The sequence below is a fragment of the Mycobacterium sp. 852013-51886_SCH5428379 genome (assembly GCF_001665575.1).
Classification (GTDB): Bacteria; Actinomycetota; Actinomycetes; order Mycobacteriales; family Mycobacteriaceae; genus Mycobacterium.
In genome coordinates, this window is record NZ_LZSU01000036.1 from 29776 (window position 1) to 52256 (window position 22481).

Annotated in this window: 20 protein-coding genes and 1 tRNA gene; 9 read left to right on the forward strand and 12 right to left on the reverse strand. The window is 68.6% G+C overall.

What is annotated here, in order from left to right:
* Window positions 1-253: 253 nt before the first annotated feature.
* Genes A5757_RS14860 through A5757_RS14870 form a run of 3 tightly spaced genes read left to right on the forward strand, consistent with a single transcriptional unit; the run spans window position 254 to window position 3680 of the window.
* Window positions 254-1888: a fatty acyl-AMP ligase gene (locus tag A5757_RS14860; protein WP_066835881.1), complete on the forward strand. Its 1635-nt coding sequence runs from the start codon at window positions 254-256 to the stop codon at window positions 1886-1888.
* Between the two features lie 35 nt (window positions 1889-1923).
* Complete coding sequence (locus A5757_RS14865) at window positions 1924-2874, forward strand: ATP-binding cassette domain-containing protein (protein ID WP_066835445.1); 951 nt, start codon at window positions 1924-1926, stop codon at window positions 2872-2874.
* Entirely contained in the window at window positions 2871-3680 is an 810-nt protein-coding gene (locus A5757_RS14870) for an ABC transporter permease (protein WP_066835447.1), read from the forward strand. Before A5757_RS14865 ends, A5757_RS14870 begins: the two co-directional genes overlap by 4 nt.
* Before the next feature lie 17 nt (window positions 3681-3697).
* Here A5757_RS14870 and A5757_RS14875 read toward each other — a convergent pair whose 3' ends face one another.
* The 9 genes from A5757_RS14875 to A5757_RS14915 form a co-directional block, all read right to left on the reverse strand.
* A complete protein-coding gene (locus A5757_RS14875) occupies window positions 3698-4537 on the reverse strand; it encodes a class I SAM-dependent methyltransferase (RefSeq protein WP_066835449.1) in 840 nt (279 codons plus the stop codon).
* 21 nt (window positions 4538-4558) lie between these two features.
* Window positions 4559-5137, reverse strand: a complete 579-nt coding sequence (pth, locus tag A5757_RS14880) for an aminoacyl-tRNA hydrolase (RefSeq protein ID WP_066835451.1) — start codon at window positions 5135-5137, stop codon at window positions 4559-4561.
* A gap of 5 nt (window positions 5138-5142) precedes the next feature.
* Window positions 5143-5799 (reverse strand): 50S ribosomal protein L25/general stress protein Ctc, encoded by a 657-nt coding sequence (locus A5757_RS14885; RefSeq protein WP_066835882.1) that lies wholly within the window; start codon window positions 5797-5799, stop codon window positions 5143-5145.
* A 143-nt stretch (window positions 5800-5942) separates the two neighbouring features.
* Window positions 5943-6812 carry an oxidoreductase gene (locus A5757_RS14890; RefSeq protein WP_066835453.1) on the reverse strand — a complete coding sequence of 290 codons (870 nt, stop codon included), beginning with the start codon at window positions 6810-6812 and terminating at the stop codon, window positions 5943-5945.
* A gap of 34 nt (window positions 6813-6846) precedes the next feature.
* Complete coding sequence (locus A5757_RS14895) at window positions 6847-7515, reverse strand: LpqN/LpqT family lipoprotein (protein ID WP_066835454.1); 669 nt, start codon at window positions 7513-7515, stop codon at window positions 6847-6849.
* Window positions 7512-7853 carry an arsenate reductase (glutaredoxin) gene (arsC, locus tag A5757_RS14900; protein ID WP_066835455.1) on the reverse strand — a complete coding sequence of 114 codons (342 nt, stop codon included), beginning with the start codon at window positions 7851-7853 and terminating at the stop codon, window positions 7512-7514. Before arsC ends, A5757_RS14895 begins: the two co-directional genes overlap by 4 nt.
* Window positions 7854-8834 (reverse strand): ribose-phosphate diphosphokinase, encoded by a 981-nt coding sequence (locus tag A5757_RS14905; RefSeq protein WP_066835456.1) that lies wholly within the window; start codon window positions 8832-8834, stop codon window positions 7854-7856. It abuts the gene before it with no gap.
* 77 nt (window positions 8835-8911) lie between these two features.
* Window positions 8912-10378, reverse strand: a complete 1467-nt coding sequence (glmU, locus tag A5757_RS14910) for a bifunctional UDP-N-acetylglucosamine diphosphorylase/glucosamine-1-phosphate N-acetyltransferase GlmU (protein WP_066835458.1) — start codon at window positions 10376-10378, stop codon at window positions 8912-8914.
* Window positions 10379-10471: 93 nt separating this feature from the next.
* Window positions 10472-10543 (reverse strand) — tRNA-Gln (locus tag A5757_RS14915).
* Between the two features lie 85 nt (window positions 10544-10628).
* Here A5757_RS14915 and A5757_RS14920 point away from each other — a divergent pair.
* The 4 genes from A5757_RS14920 to A5757_RS14935 all read left to right on the forward strand — a co-directional run bounded on the left by A5757_RS14920 (window position 10629) and on the right by A5757_RS14935 (window position 16737).
* Window positions 10629-11225, forward strand: coding sequence for a TetR/AcrR family transcriptional regulator (locus tag A5757_RS14920; RefSeq protein WP_197497358.1), 597 nt, complete (start codon window positions 10629-10631; stop codon window positions 11223-11225).
* A 29-nt stretch (window positions 11226-11254) separates the two neighbouring features.
* Window positions 11255-14905: a transcription-repair coupling factor gene (gene mfd / locus A5757_RS14925; RefSeq protein WP_066835462.1), complete on the forward strand. Its 3651-nt coding sequence runs from the start codon at window positions 11255-11257 to the stop codon at window positions 14903-14905.
* A gap of 232 nt (window positions 14906-15137) precedes the next feature.
* The gene (locus A5757_RS14930; protein WP_066835464.1) at window positions 15138-15596 is read left to right on the forward strand and encodes a hypothetical protein; all 459 of its coding nucleotides are present in this window, start codon (window positions 15138-15140) and stop codon (window positions 15594-15596) included.
* Window positions 15597-15726: 130 nt separating this feature from the next.
* Complete coding sequence (locus A5757_RS14935) at window positions 15727-16737, forward strand: nucleoside triphosphate pyrophosphohydrolase (RefSeq protein WP_066835469.1); 1011 nt, start codon at window positions 15727-15729, stop codon at window positions 16735-16737.
* A 139-nt stretch (window positions 16738-16876) separates the two neighbouring features.
* Here the strand turns inward: A5757_RS14935 and efeB are convergent, their stop codons facing one another.
* The 3 genes from efeB to efeU are packed head-to-tail and all read right to left on the reverse strand — an operon-like array spanning window position 16877 to window position 20212.
* Window positions 16877-18169 (reverse strand): iron uptake transporter deferrochelatase/peroxidase subunit, encoded by a 1293-nt coding sequence (gene efeB / locus A5757_RS14940; RefSeq protein WP_066835470.1) that lies wholly within the window; start codon window positions 18167-18169, stop codon window positions 16877-16879.
* Entirely contained in the window at window positions 18150-19310 is a 1161-nt protein-coding gene (gene efeO / locus A5757_RS14945) for an iron uptake system protein EfeO (protein ID WP_066835471.1), read from the reverse strand. Before efeO ends, efeB begins: the two co-directional genes overlap by 20 nt.
* Window positions 19307-20212, reverse strand: coding sequence for an iron uptake transporter permease EfeU (gene efeU, locus A5757_RS14950; protein ID WP_066835472.1), 906 nt, complete (start codon window positions 20210-20212; stop codon window positions 19307-19309). Before efeU ends, efeO begins: the two co-directional genes overlap by 4 nt.
* A gap of 173 nt (window positions 20213-20385) precedes the next feature.
* On the opposite strand from efeU, the gene A5757_RS14955 reads away from it, so the two are divergent.
* Together A5757_RS14955 and eno are read left to right on the forward strand one after the other, a co-directional pair.
* Window positions 20386-21117, forward strand: a complete 732-nt coding sequence (locus tag A5757_RS14955) for a lytic transglycosylase domain-containing protein (protein WP_066835473.1) — start codon at window positions 20386-20388, stop codon at window positions 21115-21117.
* Window positions 21118-21188: 71 nt separating this feature from the next.
* A complete protein-coding gene (gene eno / locus A5757_RS14960) occupies window positions 21189-22478 on the forward strand; it encodes a phosphopyruvate hydratase (protein ID WP_066835474.1) in 1290 nt (429 codons plus the stop codon).
* Window positions 22479-22481 lie beyond the last annotated feature (3 nt).

The window sequence follows — 22481 nt, forward strand, 5'->3', positions numbered from 1 at the left end:
ACAGGACTCAATTGCTGCCAAAGTTTGTCAGCTACTTAAGAGTTTTCTTAAGATGGTCGACGGTGAATGTCAGCGGTCAGTCATGCGAGCCACGGCGGGACCTTCGTCGTCTCTGCGCGGGTGCCCTCGGGTCACCCTCACCGATTCGAAACCGAACTGCTCCCCAATCGTGTACGCGCGCCTACTCGGCAGCGTCGGCTTTGCAGCGGAGCATGAGAAACCGGGCAGTGGTGCCGGTATTCAGGAGGTCCTCGTGAGCAGGTTCACCGAGAAGATGTACCGCAATGCGCGCACGGTGAACACCGGGATGGTGACCGGTGAACCGTTCGAACCCGTCCGGCACACGTGGGGCGAGGTGCACGAGCGCGCCCGCCGGATCGCCGGCGGGCTCCAAGCCGCGGGCATCGGCCTCGGCGACGCGGTCGGCGTGCTCGAGGGTCTGCCCGTCGAGATCGCCCCGACCGCCCAGGGTCTGTGGATGCGCGGCGCGAGCCTGACGATGTTGCACCAGCCCACCCCGCGCACCGACCTGATGACGTGGGCCGAGGACACCCTCAACGTCATCGGCATGATCGAGGCCAAGGCCGTCGTCGTCGGTGAACCGTTCACCGCGGCGATCCCGGTGCTGGAGGACAAGGGCATCACGGTGCTCACCGTGACCGATCTGCTGACCGCCGAGCCGATCGACCCGATCGAGGTCGGCGAGGACGATCTGGCGCTGATGCAGTTGACGTCGGGCTCCACGGGATCGCCCAAGGCCGTGCAGATCACCCACCGCAACATCTACTCCAACGCCGAGGCGATGTTCATCGGCGCCGAGTACAACGTCGACAAAGACGTCATGGTCAGCTGGCTGCCCTGCTTCCACGACATGGGCATGGTCGGCTTCCTCACCATTCCGATGTACTTCGGCGCCGAGCTGGTCAAGGTCACGCCGATGGACTTCCTGCGCGACACCCTGCTGTGGGCCAAGCTGATCGACAAGTACAAGGGCACCATGACCGCGGCGCCCAACTTCGCCTACGCGCTGCTGGCCAAGCGGCTGCGCCGCAACGCCACCCCGGGTGACTTCGATCTGTCCACCCTGCGGTTCGCGCTGTCGGGCGCCGAACCGGTCGAGCCCGCCGACGTCGAGGACCTGCTCGATGCCGGTAGGCCGTTCGGTCTGGATCCGCACGCCATCCTGCCGGCCTACGGTATGGCCGAGACGACGCTGGCAGTGTCGTTCTCGCCCTGCGGCGCCGGGTTGGAGGTCGACGAGGTCGACGCCGACCTGCTGGCCGCCTTGCGCCGGGCCGTGCCCGCCACCAAGGGCCACACCAAGCGCCTGGCCACTCTGGGCCCGCTGCTGACCGATCTCGAGGCCCGCATCATCGACGACCAGGGCAGCGTGATGCCGCCCCGCGGCGTCGGCGTGATCGAGCTGCGCGGCGAATGCGTGACGCCGGGGTACATGACGATGGGCGGCTTCGTACCGGCGCAGGACGAGCACGGCTGGTACGACACCGGCGACCTCGGCTACATCACCGAGGAGGGCCACGTCGTGGTCTGCGGCCGCGTCAAGGACGTCATCATCATGGCCGGCCGCAACATCTACCCGACCGATATCGAGCGCGCCGCGGGCCGCGTCGAAGGTGTCCGGCCGGGCTGCGCGGTGGCCGTGCGCCTGGACGCCGGACACTCCCGCGAGACGTTCGCCGTCGCGGTCGAGTCCAACAACTGGGAGGACCCGGCCGAGGTACGCCGTATCGAGCATCAGGTCGCCCACGAGGTGGTCGCCGAGGTCGACGTGCGTCCCCGCAACGTCGTCGTGCTCGGCCCCGGCAGCATCCCGAAGACCTCGTCGGGCAAGCTGCGCCGCGCCAACTCGGTCTCGCTGGTCACCTAGGCCGCCTGTCACCGGCGGCCGATACCTTGGTCGGCATGACACCGGCCATCGAAGCGATCGACCTGGTGAAGTGTTTCGGCGGCCAGACGGCTGTCGACCACGTCAGCTTCACCGTCGCCCCGGGCACCGTGCTGGGCCTCCTGGGCCCCAACGGCGCCGGGAAGACCACGACGGTCCGGATGATGACGACACTCACCGCACCCACCAGCGGCACGGCCTGCGTCGCCGGCTATGACGTGCGCACCCAACCCGACGACGTGCGCCGCAACATGGGCCTCACCGGCCAGGTCGCCACCGTCGACGAACTCCTGACCGGCCGGGAGAACATCCGCATGATCGGCGGCCTGTACGGGATCCGCCGTAAGGAACTCGCCCGGGTGGGCGACGAACTCTTGGATCGCTTCTCGATCGCCGATGCCGCCGACCGGGTGGTCAAGACCTACTCCGGCGGTATGCGGCGCCGGCTCGATCTGGCCGTCAGCCTGCTGGCCGCGCCACCGGTGCTGTTCCTCGACGAGCCCACCACCGGCCTGGACCCGCGCAGCCGCAGCGATCTGTGGGACGTGCTGCGCGGACTGGTCGAGCAGGGCACCACGTTGCTGCTGACCACGCAGTACCTCGAGGAGGCCGATCAGCTGGCCGACAACATCGTCGTCATCGACCGGGGCCGGATCATCGCCGAGGGCTCACCGCTGGAGCTCAAGCGGCAGGCGGGCAACGCCAGCCTGGTCGTCACCGTCGCGCACGGCGAGGACCTGCCCGCAGCGCGGGATCTGCTGGCCCGCGACGGGGCGGAGGTGTTCGTCGACGCCGGGGCCCGTCAGATCACTGCGGCGGCCGAGGGGCTCGACGACATGATCCGCGTCGCCGGGCGGTTACGCGACAGCGGTATCGACGTCGACGACATCGGCCTGTCGCGACCGAGCCTCGACGACGTGTTCCTGTCGCTGACCGGACACCGCACCGAGGACGAGGTCAGCGCGTGACGGCGGCCGGGCGCACCAACCTCGCGCAGCAGTCGTGGATCATGGTCAAGCGCAACATGATCCACACCAAGCGCATGCCGGAGATGCTCAGCGACGTCACCGCGCAACCCATCATGTTCGTGCTGCTGTTCGCGTTCGTGTTCGGCGCCTCGATCACCAACACCGGCGGCGCGTCCTACCGCGAGTTCCTGCTGCCGGGCATCCAGGCGCAGACCATCGTGTTCTCGGCCTTCGTGGTGGCCGCCGGCATCACCGCCGACGTGGAGAAGGGCATCATCGACCGGTTCCGCTCGCTGCCGATCTCACGGTCGTCGGTACTGATCGGGCGCAGCATCGCCAGCCTGATCCATTCGTCGCTCGGGGTGGTGGTGATGGCACTGACCGGCCTGGCCATCGGATGGCGTATCCGGGGCGGCGTCGCCGAGGCGGTGCTGGCCTTCGCGCTGATCCTGGTGTTCGGGTTCGGGATGATCTGGTTCGGCATCCTGGTCGGCTCGCTGATGCGTACCGTCGAGGCGGTCAACGGCACGATGTTCACCGTGCTGTTCCCGGTGACGTTCCTGGCCAACACCTTCGTCCCGACCGAACCGATGCCGCACTGGCTGCGCGTCATCGCCGAGTGGAACCCGGTGTCCTCACTCGCCCAGGCGATGCGCGAACTGTGGGGCAACGGCGGGCCCGCCCCACTGGACGCCCAACTGCCGCTGCATCATCCGGTGCTCGCCACCATCCTGTGGTCGGTGGTGTTGACGGCGCTCTTCGCGCCGTTCGCGCTTCGCGCCTACGCGCGCCGCACCGGCGGCTGACCGGCGTCGGGCCGGCGTCAGCCGAATTCGAGCATCGTGTACGCACCGCTGAACTTCTCGGCCGACCGCAGCCGCCAGAAGGCCGGGAACACCGTGCGGAAGAACCAGCCGCGACCCTCCGGCATCGGGAGGTCGTGGACTGCCTTCACACCCGGCACGATGTCGACCAGGCTGGCCAGCTGCGACTTCGTCAGCGCGAACGGCATCGGTGGGACGCGGTAGTGCCGCCCGGACCGCAAACCCTTCGGCGCGACCTTCTTGACGATCACCGGTGGTAGGTCGAAGAGCATGCGGCCGCCGGGAAAACTTCTGGCGCACTGCCTGATCAGCCCCATGGCGTCGTCGGGTTGCAGATACATCAGCAGCCCCTCGGCGGTGATGAGCACGCCCCCGCTGGTGTCCACCTGGTCGATCCAGCTGTAGTCCAGGGCGGACTGCGCAAGCGTGGTGATGCGGGGCGACGACGGCAGCAGTCGCTGCCGCAAAGCGATGATCGGCGCGAAATCGACGGTCAGCCAACGGAACCGGGCGCCGGGCAGCGCGTCGTCCAGGCGCCAGAAGCTGGTCTGTAGACCCTCGGCCAGGGCGACGACGGTGGCGTCGGGATGTTCGGTCAGGTAGGCGATCGAGGCCCGGTCGAACGCCAGCGAGCGCAACGCCATCTCCTGGCCCTTGCGGCGTCCGAACTTGCTGTAGTCGAAGTCGATCGCGTCGGCGAGTTGGATCGCCATCGGATCGTCGAGGATGGCGTCGGGGTGCCGGGCCTGCGCGGCTCTGCCGTTCAGCGTCAGCAGCGCCGTCTCGGAGATCTCGCTGAGGTCGCTCGCATCGGGCCGGCCCGCGGCGGTGTCGTCCATTGACGCCACGGTACCCGTGCCCTAAACCCAGGCGTGCACGGTGTTCTGGGCGGGTTCCAGGCCCTGACCGATCAGCAGTTCGGTGGCGTCGGCGGCCTGCTCGCAGATCGTCGGCACCTCGGTGCGCTCTCTGCTGCTGAACGGTTCGAGCACGAACGTCGCCGCATCCTTTCGGCCGGGTGGACGGCCCACGCCGATACGCACCCGCTGAAAATCCTTGGTGCCCAACGCCGCGGCCACCGACTTCAGCCCGTTGTGCCCGGCCACGCCGCCACCGAACTTCAGCCGGATGCGGCCGAAGTCGATGTCCAGCTCGTCATGCAGGACGACCACGTCGGCCGGCGCCACCGAGTAGAACTTCGCCAGCGGCCCGACGTGGCGGCCCGATTCGTTCATGTACGTCCGCGGTTTGGCCAGGACGACGGCCCGCCCGGCCAGCCGGCCGGTCGCGACATCGGCACCGGACTTCTTGTGCAGCTTGAAGCCCGATCCGAGGCGACCGGCCAACAGGTCGGCGACGACGAAGCCGATGTTGTGCCGGGTCTTGGCGTAGACGGGCCCGGGATTTCCCAGCCCCACCACCAGCAGCGGCTCCGCCACGGGGGTTACTCGGCCGATTCGTCGGCAGCCTCGGCGGCCTCCGCCTCGGCGGCCTCCGCAGCCTGCTCCTCGACCGAGGCGCCGCCGCCGTCGGACTCGAGCTCCTCGGAGCTCGGCGCGGCGACAACGTTGACCACCAGCAGCTCGGGATCGGAGACCAGCGTGACACCGTCGGGCAGCTCGACCTTGTCGGCGGTGATCTGGGTGCCCTCCTCGGCGCCCTCGACCGACACGACCAGCTGCTCGGGGATCGACTGCACGTCGGCCTCGATCTCGATGCTGTTGGTCTCCTGGGTGACCAGGGCGCCCGGGGTGGCGTCACCCTCGACGATGACGTTGACCTCGACGGTGACCTTCTCGCCGCGGCGCACGACCAGCAGGTCGGCGTGCTGGATGGTGCGGCGGATCGGATGGATCTCCAGCGACTTGGTCAGCGCGAGCTGCTCGTTGCCGTCGATGTCGAGCGTCAGCACGGCGTTCGTGCCGGCGTGGCGCAGCACCGCGGCGAAGGCGCGGGCGTTGAGCTCCAGGTGCTGGGGATCGGTGCCGTGGCCGTAGAGCACTGAGGGCACCTTGCCCTCGCGGCGGGCGCGGCGCGACGCGCCCTTACCGGTCTCGGTGCGGACCGCGGCGGTCAGCTTGTTCGGCGCGTTCTTGGCCATGATGTGTTGCTCCTGTATGCCGGGGATGGACACGGCAGGGGAGGACAACAGCGTGAACAGTGTTCCCGTCGATAACGGTGGCCTGGCCACCCTCGCCGTGATGCGTGGTCGAGGGTACCGCAGTCACCCGGTCCAGCGGAAATCTAGAGCGGCCACCGGGTGCCGGTGAGCTGCTCGGACAGCTCCCACAGCGCCGCGGCGGTCGTCATGTCCCGGGCCAGCGGGGTACGCCAGGCCGGGCCGGTGGACCCGCGCATCACGTACCGCGGGCCGACGAACGTGTCGCCCGGCAGATCCTCGGCCACCGCGTACAGCGTCTGTCGGGCCCCGAAGTCGGCGTCGGTGGCGAAGTACCTGCCGCCGACGGCCATCAGGGCATCTCCGAATCGCCGGCCGGACTGCCCCTGCAGGTTGGTGTGCGAATACCCCGGGTGGGCGGCCAGGGCGCGCACCGGTGACCCGGCGCCGCTGAGCCGTCGCTGCAGTTCGCTGGTGAACAGCAGGTTGGCCAGCTTCGATTGCCCGTAGGCGGGCCACGCCGAATACGGCCGGGCCTTCCAGTTCAGGTCGGAGAGGTTGATGCGCCCGAACACGTGCATGAACGACGACACCGTCACCACCCGGTCGGTGATCTTGGGCAGCAGCAGGTTGGTCAGCGCGAAGTGGCCGAGGTGGTTGGTGCCGATCTGGCTCTCGAAGCCGTCGACGGTCCGCGCGTAGGGCGTCGCCATGATGCCGGCGTTGTTCACCAGGATGTCCACTTTTTCTGTGGCCGAGGCGAATTCGCGCACCGAGGTGAGGTCCTGGAGGTCGAGCCTGCGCACCGCGACGCTGCCGCTCATGGTCGCGGCCGCCTCGTCGCCCTTGCCGGTGTTGCGCACCGCGAGCACGACGTCGGCGCCGACACGGGCGAGTTCGCGGGCGGTGACCAGGCCCAGACCGCTGTTGGCGCCGGTGATGATCACGGTGCGGCCGGAGAAGGACGGAAGGGCGGCGGCAGTCCATTCGGTCATGGCGCCACTGTAGTGCGGGCCGTGCCGGCTCCGGTCAGCCCTTGGGGGCGACGGTGAACCCGGAGATGATGGCCTCGATGTCCGCGCCGTTCTTCTCCGCCTCGTCGGCGAAGTCGGTGACGGTGAACTGGACGAGGTAGCGCTGGTTGGTCGGAGGCGCCCCGGTGGCGATCACCATCCGGCTGTAGGTCTGCATCCGTGCGCCGTTGAGGTCGTAGCTGCCCTCGATCATCGACGACGGGAATCCGCGCCAGTTCTCGTCGGAGGCGTTGAGCTCCTTGAAGTTCTGCGACAACCGGGCGTCGTCGTCTCCGTGGCTCACCGCCGCGGCCACGTCGAAATCGCCCGTCAGCTCGAACACGATGAGCATCGCGATCGGATAGGTGTCGCCCTTGGCGATCACCCGGGTTCCGGGTTCGAAGTTGGCGTTGAAATAGGGCTGCCAGCCCGGCGGCGTCGGCATCGTCACCGTGAGGTCGGTCAGCTTCTCCGGCGCCATCGGACGTCCGATGACACCCGCCTCTTCGAAGAACTGAGCGACCGGCACCGGCGCTTCGGTGCTGGTGGCCGGCGGCGGCGGCGCCGAGGTCGGAATGCTCCACACCGACTGGTAGTCGGGCGTCTTCGGTCCGCAGCCGGTCAGGCCGAGGACCGAGAGGGCGACCAGGAACGCGATCGGGGCCGCGGCGCGGCGCGCTGTCACAGGATCTCGCGCACCGCGTCGATCGGTCGGGCCAGCCGGGTGCCCTTCGGCGTGACCACGAACGGCCGCTCGATGAGGATCGGGTGTTCGGCCATCGCGTCGAGCAGTTGGTCGTCGGTCGCGTCGGCGAGATTGAGCTCCGCGTAGAGGGATTCCCGCTTGCGCACCGCGGTCCGCACGTCGATACCGGCGTCGCGGATCATCGCCTCCAGCTCCGCGCGCGAGGGCGGCGTCTTGAGGTACTGCACCACGTCGGGCTCGATGCCGTTCTCGCGCAACAGGTCCAGCGTCTTGCGCGACGTCGAGCACCGCGGGTTGTGGTAAATGGTGGACGACATCTAGGCGGATCCGTCGAAAAGGCTTGTCACCGAACCGTTGTCGAACACCGCCCGGATGGTGTTGGCCAGCAGCGGTGCGATCGACAGCACGGTCAGCTGGGGGAACTGCTTGTCCTCGCCGATCGGCAGGGTGTTGGTGACGATCACCTCGCACGCACCGGAGTCGGCGAGCCGTTCCCGCGCCGGATCCGACAGCACGCCGTGGGTCGCGGCGATGATCACGTCGCCGGCCCCGTCCTGCTTGAGCAGTTTGACCGCACCGGCGATGGTGCCGCCGGTGTCGATCATGTCGTCGGTCAGCACACAGGTCTTGCCCCGCACGTCGCCGACGACGCGGTTGGAGACCACCTCGTTGGGCTTCGACGGATCGCGGGTCTTGTGGATGAACGCCAGCGGCGTGCCGCCCAGCGCGTCCGCCCACTTCTCGGCCACGCGGACGCGGCCCGAGTCGGGGGAGACCACGACCATGTTCTCGCACGGGTAGTTCTCGGCGATGTAGCCGGTGAGGAGCTTCTGGGCGCGCATGTGGTCCACAGGCCCGTCGAAGAACCCCTGGATCTGATCGGTGTGCAGATCGACGGTGAGGATGCGGTTGGCGCCCGCGGTCTTGAGCAGATCGGCGACCAGGCGGGCTGAGATCGGCTCGCGACCGCGGTGCTTCTTGTCCTGGCGGGCGTACGGATAGAACGGCAGGATCGCCGTGATCCGCTTGGCACTGCCGCGCTTGAGCGCGTCGATCATGATGAGCTGTTCCATCAGATGCTGGTTCAGCGGCGCCGGATGCGACTGCAGCACGAACGCATCGCAGCCACGCACCGACTCGTCGAACCGCACGAAGATCTCGCCGTTGGCGAAGTCGCGCGCGGTTTGCGCGGTCACCGGAGTGTCGAGCTCCTTGGCGACCTGTTCAGCCAATTCCGGGTGCGCGCGGCCCGAGAAGAGCATCAGATTTTTGCGGTTGTCGGTCCACTCGGTGCCCACTGTGCGCCCTTGCCGGTCGGGGATCGCTGTCCGCCTAATGGTACGTAGCGATTCTGATGCTTTACCCGCGGGTAGCGCTACGGTCGCTCTGCGTCCTGCTCGGCGTAACCCGAGTTACCCAGCGCCTCCCGGGCCGCGGCCGCCGACGCCGAATCCGGCCGCTTCCGCAGCACCCAGCCCTCGATGTTGCGCTGCGGACCTGCCGACACGGCCAGCGCCCCCGGCGGCACGTCGTCGCGCACCACGGTGCCCGCACCGGTGTAGGCGCCGTCCCCGATCGTCACCGGCGCCACGAACATGGTGTCCGAACCGGTCCTGACGTGCGAGCCGATGGTGGTGCGGCTCTTGTTCTCGCCGTCGTAGTTGACGAAGACGCTCGACGCGCCGATGTTGCTGTGCTCACCGATGTCGGCGTCGCCCACGTAGGTCAGATGCGGCACCTTGGTGCCTGCGCCCACCGTCGCGTTCTTGGTCTCGACGAAGGCGCCGAGCTTGCCGTCGGTGCCGAGCCGGGTGCCCGGCCGCAGATAGGTGAAGGGTCCGACGGTGGCGCCGTCGCCGATCTCCGACGACGAACCGTGGGTGCGCACGACCGTCGCGCCGGCGCCGACGGTCACGTCGGTCAAGGTGGTGTCGGGGCCGATCTCGCTGCGCCCGCCGATGCGGGAGCGGCCCAACAGCTGCGTACCGGGCCGGATCACGGTGTCCTGGCCGATGGTCACGTCGACGTCGATCCAGGTGGTCTGCGGGTCGACGACCGTCACCCCGGCCCGCTGGTGGCGCTCGACGATCCGCCTGTTCAGCTCGGCGGCCAGCGCGGACAGCTGGACGCGGTCGTTGACGCCTGCGACCAACGCGCTGTCCGCGAGGTGGTGGGCCCCCACCGTGCGCCCGTCGGCGGTGAGGATCGCGACCGCGTCGGTGAGGTAGAGCTCGCCCTGGGCGTTGTCCGTGTCGAGCCGGGCGAGCGCCGAGCGCAGGGCCGCCGCGTCGAACGCGTACACCCCGGCGTTGACCTCGTTGATCGCCAGCTGCTCGGGGCTGCCGTCGCGCTGCTCGACGATCGCGGTGACCCGCTCCCCGTCGCGCACGATGCGGCCGTATCCGGTGGGGTCGGGCACCGTGGTGGTGAGCACCGTCGCGGCCGCATCGCCGTGTGCGGCGACGAAGTCACGCAGCGTCGCGGCGTCGAACAGCGGGACGTCGGCGACGGTGACGATCACCGTCCCGGCGAAATCGTCGGACAGGGCGTCGAGTCCGCACTGAGCGGCATGCCCCGTGCCCAGCTGCTGGTCCTGTATCGCGACGTCGACCGTTCTGCCGAGGCTGCCGGCCAACTCGTCGACCGCCGCGGTCACCCGCTCGCGTTCGGTGCCGACGATGACGACCAGCCGGTCCGGCGCGAGCTCGGCGGCGGCATGCACCGCGTGCGCCAACATGCTGCGGCCGGCCAGGGTGTGCAGCACCTTCGGTGTCTCGGAGCGCATCCGGGTGCCTGCCCCCGCGGCCAGGATGAGCACCGCCGTCTGGTCAGTTCCGGTCATCGCTGTCGTCCTCATCTAGCGCGAGCGTGCGTGTCTGCACAGGGACACGCCGCTCAGACTGTCATTTCACGCACGCTCGCGGCGGGGGAGGGGCTCCGTCGCCAGGACTCGAACCTGAACTATCTGAACCAAAATCAGAGGTGCTGCCGATTACACCACGACGGATCGATCACCCCGAGATCGTAGTCGAAGCCGATAGGCTCGCCTGATGGCAGCGCCGGAGAAGGAAGCGCGCGCACCCCGCGCGAGGATGACCGGCAGCGAGCGGCGTCAGCAACTCATCGAGATCGCCAAGTCGCTGTTCGCGCAGCGCGGCTATGAAGGCACATCCATCGAGGAGATCGCCCAGCGAGCGAACGTCTCCAAACCCGTGGTCTACGAGCACTTCGGCGGTAAGGAGGGGCTCTACGCCGTCGTCGTGGACCGCGAGATGTCGGCGCTGCTCGACGGCATCACCTCGTCGCTGACCAACAACCGCTCCCGCGTGCGGGTCGAGCGGGTGGCGCTGGCCCTGCTGACCTACGTCGAGGAGCGCACCGACGGCTTCCGGATCCTCATCCGTGACTCCCCGGCCGCGATCACCTCGGGCACGTATTCGACGCTGCTCAACGACGCCGTCAACCAGGTGTCCTCGATCCTCGCCGGCGATTTCGCGCGCCGCGGGCTCGATCCCGAACTGGCGCCGCTCTACGCGCAGGCTCTCGTCGGGTCGGTGTCGATGACCGCCCAGTGGTGGCTCGACACCCGGGAGCCGAAGAAGGAGGTGGTCGCGGCGCATCTGGTGAACCTGATGTGGAACGGGCTGACCCACCTCGAGGCCGACCCCAGGCTGCAGGACGAGGACTGACCCGGGGCGCGCCTAGACTGGACGCCATCATGACCGCATCGGGGCCCAACCATGTCCAAAACCCGATCGCGGGGCTCGTCGAACTGGCGCTACGCGATCCCTGCCTGACCGATCTCGCCGAGCGCGCCGCGCAACGGCCCGACCAGCTGACCATGGTCGGCCCGGCCAGCGCCCGGCTCCTGGTGGCCGCCGCGCTGGCGTCGACCGGACCGCTGCTGGTGGTGGCCGCCACCGGCCGCGAGGCCGACGACCTCACCGCCGAACTGCGCGGGGTGATGGGCGACGCGGTCGCCCTGTTCCCGTCGTGGGAGACGCTGCCGCACGAGCGGCTGTCCCCCGGGGTGGACACCGTCGGCGCCCGGATGATGCTGCTGCGTCGGCTGGCGCACCCCGACGACTCCCGCCTCGGTCCGCCGCTGCGCGTGGTGGTGACCACCACCCGCTCGGTGGTGCAGCCGATGGCGCCGGGGCTGGCCGCCGTGGAACCGGTGACGCTGACGGTCGGCGAGGACGCGGATTTCGACGACACCATCGCCCGGCTGGTCGAGTTGGCCTACACGCGCGTCGACATGGTGGCCAAACGCGGCGAATTCGCCGTCCGCGGCGGCATTCTCGACGTCTTCTGCCCGACCGCCGAACACCCCGTCCGCGTCGAGTTCTGGGGCGACGAGGTCTCCGAGATCCGCATGTTCGCCGTCGCCGACCAGCGGTCGATCCCGGAGATCGAGGTCAGCACGATGATCGCGGTGCCGTGCCGCGAGCTGCTGATGACCGAGGACGTCCGCGAACGCGCCGCCGCCCTCGCCGCCGACCACCCCACCAGCGAGAACACCGTGCCCGGCGCGATCCCGGACATGTTGGCCAAGCTGGCCGAGGGCATCCCGGTGGAGGGGATGGAGGCGCTGCTGCCGCTGCTCAAGCCGGTCGAGGGTCCCGGGCGACTGTCCATGCTCACCGACCACCTGCCCGACGGCGCGCCGGTGCTGGTGTGCGATCCGGAGAAGGTCCGTACGCGGGCCGGCGATCTGATCAAGACGGGCCGGGAATTCCTGGAGGCATCGTGGTCCACGGCTGCGGTCGGCGGGGACGCACCGATCGACCTGGAGCAGCTCGGCGCCTCCGGCTTCCTCGAACTGTCCGACGTCCGCGCCGGTGCGCAGGCGGGCGGACATCCGTGGTGGACGCTGAGCCAGCTCGGTAGCGACGCCGGCGACGCGGTCACCCTCGACATCCGCTCGGCGCCGTCGGCGCGCGGCCAGAGCTCGGTCGAAGAGATCTTCGCGATGCTGCGCGCGCACGTCGCCACCGGCGGTTACGGAGCCGTCGTCACCCCGGGTCAGGGCACCGCGCAGCGCGTCGTCGAACAGCTCGCCGAAGCCGACACTCCCGCAACGCTTCTCGAGCCGGGAACCGAACCGAAAGCCGGTGTGGTCGGGGTGCTGAAGGGCCCGCTGCACGACGGTCTCGTCCTACCGAGCGCTGCCCTCGTCATAATCACCGAAGCCGATCTGACCGGCAGCCGCGTCGCCGCCACCGAGGGCAAACGCCTTGCGGCCAAACGCCGCAACGTCGTCGATCCATTGGCCCTGACCGCCGGTGATCTGGTGGTGCACGATCAACACGGCATCGGCCGGTTCGTCGAGATGACCGAACGGGTCGTCGGCGGCGCCCGTCGCGAATACCTGGTGCTGGAGTACGCATCGTCGAAGCGTGGCGGCGGGTCCGACCGGCTCTACGTGCCGATGGATTCGCTCGACCAGCTGTCCCGCTATGTCGGCGGCGAGTCACCGTCGCTGTCCAAACTCGGCGGCAGCGACTGGGCGAACACGAAAACCAAAGCGCGCCGGGCGGTTCGGGAGATCGCGAGCGAACTGGTCTCGCTCTACGCCAAACGGCAGGCTGCCCCCGGACATGCGTTCGGCCCGGACACCCCGTGGCAGGCCGAGATGGAGGACGCGTTCGGCTTCACCGAGACCGTCGACCAGATGACTGCGATCACCGAGGTCAAATCCGATATGGAGAAACCGGTTCCGATGGACCGGGTGATCTGCGGTGACGTGGGCTACGGCAAGACCGAGATCGCGGTGCGGGCGGCGTTCAAGGCGGTCCAGGACGGTAAGCAGGTCGCGGTGCTGGTGCCGACGACGCTGCTGGCCGACCAGCATCTGCAGACGTTCACCGCCCGGATGGCCGGTTTCCCGGTGACGGTGAAGGGGTTGTCCCGCTTCACCGATCCCGCTGAATCCCGCGCGACGCTCGAGGGGATGAAGGAGGGTTCGGTCGACATCGTCATCGGCACCCACCGGCTGCTGCAGACCGGCGTGACGTGGAAGGACCTCGGGCTCATCGTCGTCGATGAGGAACAGCGGTTCGGCGTCGAGCACAAAGAGCACATCAAGTCGCTGCGCACGCACGTCGACGTGCTGACCATGTCCGCCACACCGATTCCCCGCACGCTCGAGATGAGCCTGGCGGGCATCCGCGAGATGTCGACGATCCTGACCCCACCCGAAGAGCGCTATCCGGTGCTGACCTACGTGGGCCCGCACGACGACAAGCAGGTCGCCGCCGCGCTGCGCCGCGAACTGCTGCGCGACGGACAGGTGTTCTACATCCACAACCGGGTGCGCACCATCGACCAGGCGGCGTCGCGGATCTCGGCCCTGGTTCCCGAGGCGCGGGTGGTGGTGGCCCACGGCCAGATGCCGGAGGAACTGCTCGAGAAGACCGTCGAGGGGTTCTGGAACCGCGAGTACGACATCCTGGTCTGTACGACGATCGTCGAGACGGGCCTGGACATCTCGAACGCCAACACGCTGATCGTCGAGCGGGCCGACACGTTCGGCCTGTCCCAGTTGCACCAGCTGCGCGGCCGCGTCGGGCGGTCTCGGGAGCGCGGCTACGCCTACTTCCTGTATCCGCCGGAGGCGCCGTTGACGGAGACGGCCTACGACCGGCTCGCCACCATCGCGCAGAACAACGAGCTCGGCGCCGGTATGGCGGTGGCGATGAAGGACCTCGAGATCCGCGGCGCAGGCAACGTGCTGGGCGCCGAGCAGTCCGGCCACGTCGCCGGCGTCGGCTTCGACCTGTACGTCCGGCTGGTCGGCGAGGCGGTGGAAGCATATCGAGCGGCCGCCGACGGGAAGACCGTCGAGACCGCGGAGGAGCCGAAGGATGTGCGGATCGACCTGCCGGTCGACGCGCATCTGCCGCCGGACTACATCGGCAGCGACCGGTTGCGGTTGGAGGCCTACCGGCGGCTTGCCGCGGCGTCAGATGATGCGGGCGTCGACGCTGTGATCGACGAGCTCGTCGACCGCTACGGTCCACTGCCGGAGCCGGCCAACCGGCTGGTCGCCGTCGCGCGGCTGCGGCTGCTGTGCCGGAAATACGGCGTCACCGAACTCGCCGCGACGTCGACGTCGACCCTGCGGGTGTCCCCGCTGGAGCTGCCGGATTCGGCCCAGATGAGGTTGAAGCGGCTCTATCCGGGGGCGAACTACCGGGCGACGACGTCGACGGTGCAGGTCCCGGTACCGCGGGCCGGATCCGGGGTCGGCGCGCCGCGCATCAGAGATCTGGAGTTGGTGCAGATGGCGGCCAATCTGCTGCTGAATCTGCACGGCGAGACGCCAGGCAGCGTGGACGTCACCGCGAAATTGACTTCAACTTCCTGAAGGCACAGGTCAGCGCGCGTTTCGGGCGGTTTCAGGGGGCGGAATCCGCAAACCGCTGATAACGCCTCGGCGCCGCGGTCCGACATACGTAGCGGGGGGTCAAACAAGGTGTTGCATCGCCGACCCGTTGCGGGTGGCGAGATCGTCGTACAGAGAGCGGTCATGCAATCCCAAACCGAACATCACACACGCCGAGATTCGGTGTCGTCGTGACGCAAGGCGAAGGAGTGACATGAAATTCAAGAAGATCGCAGCGACCACGACCATGGCCGGCGCACTCGGCCTGGGCGCGCTGGGGCTGGGCGCAGGCCTGGCGCAGGCCGATCCGGCGGCTCCGCAGCCGCCGCGGATCCCGGTGCCCGCGGTGCCGGACGTGAACATCCCCGCGGTCAACATCCCCGACGTGAACGTGCCCAGCGTCAACGTCCCTGATGTGAACGTGCCGGGGGTCAATCTGCCGGACATCGCGTTCCCCGAACTGGGTGGATACTTCAACCTGCCGGGTCAGGCCATCCCGCCCGGGCAGCTGAAGAACGCCGAGTTCATCAACGGTGTCCCGAACCCGTTCTTCGGCATCCCGCCCGGTCAGCTGAAGAAGCTGCCGACGGTGAACGGCGTCGTCAACCCGTTCTTCGAGCAGGCGCCGGGCCACTGGCAGATCCCGGACGTCGTGTACGTGCCGGTGCCCTGACCTCACCGCTGTGGTCGATGGCCGCTCTGCCTTCGGGTGGGGCGGCCATCGCCACGCCGGGCCCGCCGCGACGGTGTATTGATATAACCGAGGTCAGCGTTCGCGTCGACATCCGTGAGGGGGCAGCAAGGTGACCGTCGTTCTGGTCGACCCCCGCCGCCCCTCCCTGGTTCCCGTTGACGCGATCGACCTGCTGACCGGGGACGTGCAGTACACCGAGGAAATGCCGATCAAGGTGCCGTGGTCGCTGCCCGCGGCCCGGCCGTGTTTCACCGATGAATCCGACGACGACCGGGCGGCGGTGCTGCTGTCGTCGGATCCGGCCCACCCCGCCGTCAGGGCGCGGATCGCCGCGGGCGACCGGGTGATCTCGGCCCCGGAACCGCAGGCGGGGGAGCGGCTGGTCGACGCCGTGGCGATGATGGACAAACTGCGGACCGCCGGGCCGTGGGAGAGCGAGCAGACCCACGAGACGCTCCGGCGGTATCTGCTCGAGGAGACCTACGAGCTGTTCGATGCGGTGCGCAGCGGTGACGCCGACCTGATGCGCGAAGAACTCGGAGATGTGTTGCTGCAGGTGCTGTTTCACGCACGCATCGCCGAGGATGCGCCGCAGCACTCGTTCGGCATCGACGATGTTGCCGACTCGCTGGTGCGCAAGCTCGGCAACCGGGTGCCCGCCGTGCTCGCCGGGGAGGAGATCTCCCTGGAGGCGCAGCTCGCGCAGTGGGAGGAGCGCAAGGCGCTGGAGAAGGCCCGCCGCGGGGTGGTGTCGTCGATGGACGACGTGCCGACCGGTCAGCCCGCGCTGGCGCTCGCGCAGAAGGTGCTCGCCCGCGCCGCCCAGGCCGGACTGCCCGCCGACCTGGTACCCGCCGACCTGACCACCGTCACCGTCTCGGCCGATCGGGACGCCGAGAATGCCTTGCGTGCAACGGTTCTCGAGTTCATGGACACGGTGCGCGCGGTCGAGCTGTCGATTGCGGCCGACCGTCGCGGCACCGATGTGCCCGAGGAACTCGACGGTGCGGCGCTCAGCGAGATCACCGAAGAAGAGTGGCGCGCGCACTGGCCCGTGACGGTCGACGAGCTCGACCCCGAAGACGCCCAAATGAACAAACGGGCGGAAAACACCGAGTAGCTTCCGCCATTTCGTCGATCTCGGTCGACGCGTATGCACCGCGGGTAACCCGCCCGCAGCGTGCGCCGAGATCGACGAAATGCCGAGATCTTCTCGCACTTCTGCGCCCAAACGTTCATTTGGGCGCAAGAGGGAGGGGTCAGGAGAACAGCGTCGAACCCCAGTACGCCGACGTGTCACCCTCGCGCAGGCCCGGCGGGCACGCGAACATCGCGGTGCCCGTGTGGGTGATGTACTCGTTCATCGCATCCTTGCGCGACATCTCGGCCTGCATCGGGATGAACTGCTTGACCGGATCGCGCACGAAAGCGATGAAGAACAGCCCGGCGTCGAGATGACCGAGACCGTCGGTGCCGTCGGTGAAGTTGTAACCGCGCCGCAGGATCTCGATACCGCCGAGGTTCTGCGGTGACACCAGCCGCACATGCGCGTCCTTGTCGATCAACGGTTCGCCGCGACCGTTGACCAGGTCGAGGTTGAGCTCCTCGAACTCGTCCACCAGGCCGTTGGGGGCGCCGCTGCCCTTCTGCCGTCCGATCACCCGCTCCTGTTCCAGCAGCGTCGTGCGGTCCCAGTTCTCTATCCGCATCCGGATCCGCCGCGTCACCAGATAGCTTCCGCCGGTGAGCCATTCGGGTCCATCGCCGTCGGCCACCCAGACGAACTCGTCGATCAGGCCGGTCTCCTCGGCCTTGATGTTGGCCGTACCGTCCTTGAATCCGAACAGGTTTCGCGGCGTCGCCTGCTCGGCAGTGGTCGAACTGGTGCGCCCGAACCCGAGTTGGGTGTAGCGCACCGCCACGGTGCCGAAGCCGACCCGCGCCAGATTTCGGACCGCATGGAACGCGACCTGCGGATCGTTCGCGCAGGCCTGCACGACGATGTCCCCGCCGCAGCGGTTGGGGTCCATCGTCTCGTTCGGAAATTTCGGCAGATCGGCCAGCTGCTCGGGTTTGCGGTCGGCGACGCCGAAGCGGTCCTTACCGTCCTTGACGAAGAACGACGGCCCGAACCCGATGGTCAGCGTCAGCTGTGACGCGGGCAGTCCGAGCGCCTCGCCGGTGTCGCCCGGCGGGGCGTACGGGTTGCCGTCGATCGCGCCCTGGTCGACGGCCTCCTCGCCTCTGGTCATCCGTTCGGCCATCTCGGTCCACTGCTTGAGCAGGGCGATGACGTCGTCGCGGCGGTCGGTGGTGACGTCGAAGACGCAGAACGTCATCCGGTCCTGCTGTGCGGTGACGATCCCGGCCTGGTGTTCGCCGCGGAACTCCACCGGCGACTGCAGGCTCGCGGGCGCTGCGGTGGCCGCGGTCGCCCGGCCGGCCAGCGCACCCGCACCGGCTGCGCCGACCACCGCGGCCGTCACCCCCGCCGCGCCGAACAGCCGGCGCCGGGAGATGCCTTCGGGAGGATTACTGAGGGGCGACGACACCTTGCACCTGGCTGACTTCCTTGCTCAGCGCGTCGATCGCGCGGGACAGTTCCTGCCGCTCGGGCTCGGTGACCTTGTCGTACGACACGAAACCGTCACCCTCGCGGTACTTCTCGAGCAACGCCTCGACCTCTTCGAACCGCTGATCCACCCGCTTGCCCAGCTCGGCGTCGCGCTCGTCGAGGATCGGCCGCACCGACGCCACCGCAGTCTGCGAACCCTGCAGGTTCGCACTGAAGTCCCACAGGTCGGTGTGGCTGAAGATGTCCTCTTCGCCGGTGATCTTGCTGATCGCGATCTCGTCGAGCAGACCCTGGGCGCCGCCGGCGATCTGCGTCGAGTCGATCGTGTAGTCGGGCGCCTTGACGCCGTCGTTGAGTTCCTTGACGTCGGCGACCAGCTGATCGGCGATCGCGTTGGTGTCAGGCTGCAGCCCGCTCACCCACAGGTCCTTCTCGAGGCGGTGGAAGCCGGTCCACTTCTGGCCGGGTTCGAGGTCAGCCTCGCGCAGGTCGATGCGCGGATCCAGATCGTTCGGGAACGACTCGGCGACGGGCTCGATCCGCTCGAAGTAGGTCCGCGTCGGGCCGAACTGCGCCTTGGCGGACTCGATGTCACCGGCCTTGATCGCGGCGGTGAACGCCTCGACGGCCGGTACCAGCGCGTCGGTCTGGCTGGTCACGTAGCGCTTGTAGCTGTCGGCGGCCTCTTTGAACTTGCCCTCGGTGTCGACCTGCTTGGCCTCACCGGTGACGACGAAGTCGCCGCGGATGCCGTCACCGACCATGCCGGGCCGGCACGACGTCTCGTAGGTGCCCGGCTGGGAGAGCTGGACGACGAGCTTGCGCTGCAGTCCGGGGGAGATGTTCTCCACCTCACCCATCACCCGGTCGCCCTCGCTGTAGACGTAGAACTCGGTGACCTTGCTGCCGTTGTTGGTGACGACGAAGGTGCTCGGACCGGAGGTGGCCTCGGTGCCCGACAGCGCGCAGGCGTCGTCGGAGGCGTCGACGGTGATCTCGCCCGGTCCGCTGGCGCCGCTGTCGCCGGACTGCTCTTTGGCCTGGCAGCCGACCAGCGAAAAACCGGCGAGCAACGCGGCGGCGGCGACGCCGGCCTTGGCTCCTGGGGTGACGTTCACGTGGTGGACCTTTCAGACGGTGGGGTGGGGGTCGGATCGGGTGCGGCGGCCCGGCGGGTCGGCCGCAGATAGGCGAACAGCACCACGGCCAGATAGGCCAGCCAGCCGGCGAGCTGCAGGACGGTCGGCGTCGGCGTGATGTTGAAGATCCCCTGGATCACCTCGCCGTACCACGACGACCAGTGGAACCAGCCGGAGATGTCGAACGCGCGCGTCGTCAGACCGGGCAGCCAGCCCACGGTCTGGAGCGCGCCGATGCCGTAGGAGAGGATCCCCGCGGCCACGACGATGAGGAATACGCCCGTGTATTTGAAGAACTTGGCGAGGTCGATGCGGATGGCGCCGGCGTACATCCCGTAGGCGATGGCCGCGGCGATCAACACACCGAGGATGAGGCCGAACAACGGCCACGCGGTCTCGGCCTCGGCGTAGCCGACCATGAACAGCGCGGTCTCGACGCCTTCACGGCCGACGGCCAGGAACGCCAGCGCCGTCACCGCGTACGGTCCGGTCTCCAGCGCGCGATCCATGTTGCTGCGCAGCTCACCGGACAGTCCGGCGGCCGCGGACTTCATCCACAGCACCATCGTCGTGACGATGGCGACGGCGATCAGCGAGGCGACCCCCGCGATGGCCTCCGCACCCAGCCCGGTGATGGTGTACGCGCTGAACTGGATCGTCAGGAATACGACGACGGTCATCGCCACCGCTGCGCCGACACCGAGCCACACCCATTTCAGGGCGTCGCGCCGGTCGGATTTGACGAGGAACGCCACCAGGATCGTCACCACGATCGCGGCTTCGAGCCCTTCGCGCAGGCCGATCAGGCCGCTGCCGAAGAGTTGCGAGGTGATGTTGGGTGCGGCGACGGACATGATCGCGTCGCTCAGGACCACCGACATCGTCGACCTCGCTACCAGGGACTTTTCACTCTATGCCTCGACCGGGCAAAGCAAGGCTTGCCTACTTTAACAGCGCGGCTGACCCAACGTAACCGTTCGCCGACGGCGTGACTGACCCCGGTTCGGTGCGAACGCATGGAACTATGGGGACACGGAAGGGGTAGAGGAGTCCGGTGTCGCCGATTCGTTGGGTGCAGGGCGCCGTGGTGACGGGAGCCGCGGCCCTGCTGTTGGCCTCGAGTTGCTCATGGCAGCTGGGCATTCCCATTCCCGAAGGGGTCCCGCCCCCGGCGGGCGATCCCGTGCCGGCTGTGGACACCTACGCCTCCGGCCGCCCCGCCGACCAGTTGCACGAATGGGCACAGGAACGCGCACCCCGACTCGGTATCCCCGTCACCGCGCTGGAGGCCTACGCCTACGCCGCGCGCGTGGCCGAGGTGGAGAACCCGGAGTGCAACCTGAAATGGACCACGCTGGCCGGGATCGGCATGATCGAGAGCCATCACGGCAGGTACCGCGGCGCGATGGTCGCCTCGAACGGCGAGGTCACCCCGCCTATCCGCGGGATGCGGCTGGACGGATCGAGCGGCAACATGCGGATCGCGGACACCGACGCGGGACTGCTCGACGGCGACACCGATCTCGACCGGGCCATGGGTCCGATGCAGTTCATCCCGGAGACGTGGCGGCTGTACGGGGTGGACGCCAACGGTGACGGCAAGGTCGATCCCGACAACATCGACGACGCGGCGCTGTCCTCGGCCGGCTACCTCTGCTACACGGGCAAGAACCTGTCGACGCCCCGAGGCTGGATGAACGCGCTGCGGGCCTACAACTACTCCGAGCAGTACGCCCGCTCGGTGCGCGACTGGGCGACCGCCTACGCCGAGGGCCGCGCGCTGTGACCCGGCCTACCAACATCTAGGCTGGTGAGCCGAAAGGCCAGCCCCGCGCCGCACCCCAGGAGGAGACGCCAGTGCCCATCATCGAGCAGGTCGGAGCCCGCGAGATCCTCGACTCCCGCGGAAACCCGACGGTCGAGGTCGAGGTGGCCCTCACCGACGGCACCTTCGCGCGGGCCGCAGTGCCCTCGGGCGCGTCGACCGGTGAACACGAAGCCGTGGAGCTGCGCGACGGGGGCTCCCGCTACGGCGGCAAGGGCGTCGACAAAGCGGTGCAGGCCGTCCTCGACGAGATCGCCCCTGCGGTCATCGGGATGAGCGCCGACGACCAGCGGCTCATCGACCAGGCCCTGCTGGATCTCGACGGCACCCCCGACAAGTCGCGGTTGGGCGCCAACGCGATCCTCGGGGTGTCGCTGGCGGTGGCCAAGGGCGCCGCCGAGTCGGCCGGGCTGCCGCTGTTCCGGTACCTGGGCGGCCCCAACGCGCACATCCTGCCCGTGCCGATGATGAACATCCTCAACGGTGGCGCGCACGCCGACACCGGCGTCGACGTCCAGGAGTTCATGGTGGCGCCGATCGGTGCGCCGTCGTTCAAGGAAGCGCTGCGCTGGGGCGCCGAGGTGTACCACTCGCTGAAGTCGGTGCTCAAGAGGCAGGGCCTGTCCACCGGACTCGGCGACGAGGGCGGCTTCGCCCCCGACGTGGCGGGCACCAAGGCCGCGCTGGACCTGATCTCCACGGCCATCGAGGGTGCCGGCTTCTCGCTGGGCACCGACGTGACGCTGGCGCTGGACGTGGCCGCGACCGAATTCTTCACCGACGGCACCGGTTACAGCTTCGAGAAGGAGACCCGCACGGCCGAGCAGATGGCCGACTTCTACGCGAGCCTGCTCGACGCCTACCCGCTGGTGTCGATCGAGGATCCGCTGGACGAGGACGACTGGGACGGCTGGGTGGCGTTGACCAACCAGATCGGTGACCGGGTTCAGCTCGTCGGCGACGACCTGTTCGTCACCAACCCGGAGCGGTTGGAGGAGGGCATCGACCGGGGCGCCGCGAACGCGCTGCTGGTCAAGGTCAACCAGATCGGCACGCTGACCGAGACCCTGGACGCCGTCGCGCTCGCGCACAACAGCGGCTACCGCACGATGATGAGCCATCGCAGCGGCGAGACCGAGGACACCACGATCGCCGACCTGGCCGTCGCGGTGGGCAGTGGCCAGATCAAGACCGGTGCCCCGGCCCGCAGCGAGCGCGTCGCCAAGTACAACCAGCTGCTGCGCATCGAGGAGACCCTCGGCGACGCCGCCCGCTACGCCGGCGACCTGGCCTTCCCGCGGTTTGCCCTGGAGACCAAATAGCTC

What these genes read in the sequence shown, in the direction of transcription:
- A5757_RS14865 (WP_066835445.1), top strand. Translation starts at nt 1,924, where the DNA reads ATGACACCGGCCATCGAAGCGATCGACCTGGTGAAGTGTTTCGGCGGC.
- A5757_RS14875 (WP_066835449.1), bottom strand. Translation starts at nt 4,537, where the DNA reads ATGGACGACACCGCCGCGGGCCGGCCCGATGCGAGCGACCTCAGCGAG.
- A5757_RS14885 (WP_066835882.1), bottom strand. Translation starts at nt 5,799, where the DNA reads ATGGCCAAGAACGCGCCGAACAAGCTGACCGCCGCGGTCCGCACCGAG.
- A5757_RS14890 (WP_066835453.1), bottom strand. Translation starts at nt 6,812, where the DNA reads ATGACCGAATGGACTGCCGCCGCCCTTCCGTCCTTCTCCGGCCGCACC.
- arsC (WP_066835455.1), bottom strand. Translation starts at nt 7,853, where the DNA reads ATGTCGTCCACCATTTACCACAACCCGCGGTGCTCGACGTCGCGCAAG.
- glmU (WP_066835458.1), bottom strand. Translation starts at nt 10,378, where the DNA reads ATGACCGGAACTGACCAGACGGCGGTGCTCATCCTGGCCGCGGGGGCA.
- A5757_RS14920 (WP_197497358.1), top strand. Translation starts at nt 10,629, where the DNA reads ATGACCGGCAGCGAGCGGCGTCAGCAACTCATCGAGATCGCCAAGTCG.
- mfd (WP_066835462.1), top strand. Translation starts at nt 11,255, where the DNA reads ATGACCGCATCGGGGCCCAACCATGTCCAAAACCCGATCGCGGGGCTC.
- A5757_RS14930 (WP_066835464.1), top strand. Translation starts at nt 15,138, where the DNA reads ATGAAATTCAAGAAGATCGCAGCGACCACGACCATGGCCGGCGCACTC.
- efeU (WP_066835472.1), bottom strand. Translation starts at nt 20,212, where the DNA reads ATGTCGGTGGTCCTGAGCGACGCGATCATGTCCGTCGCCGCACCCAAC.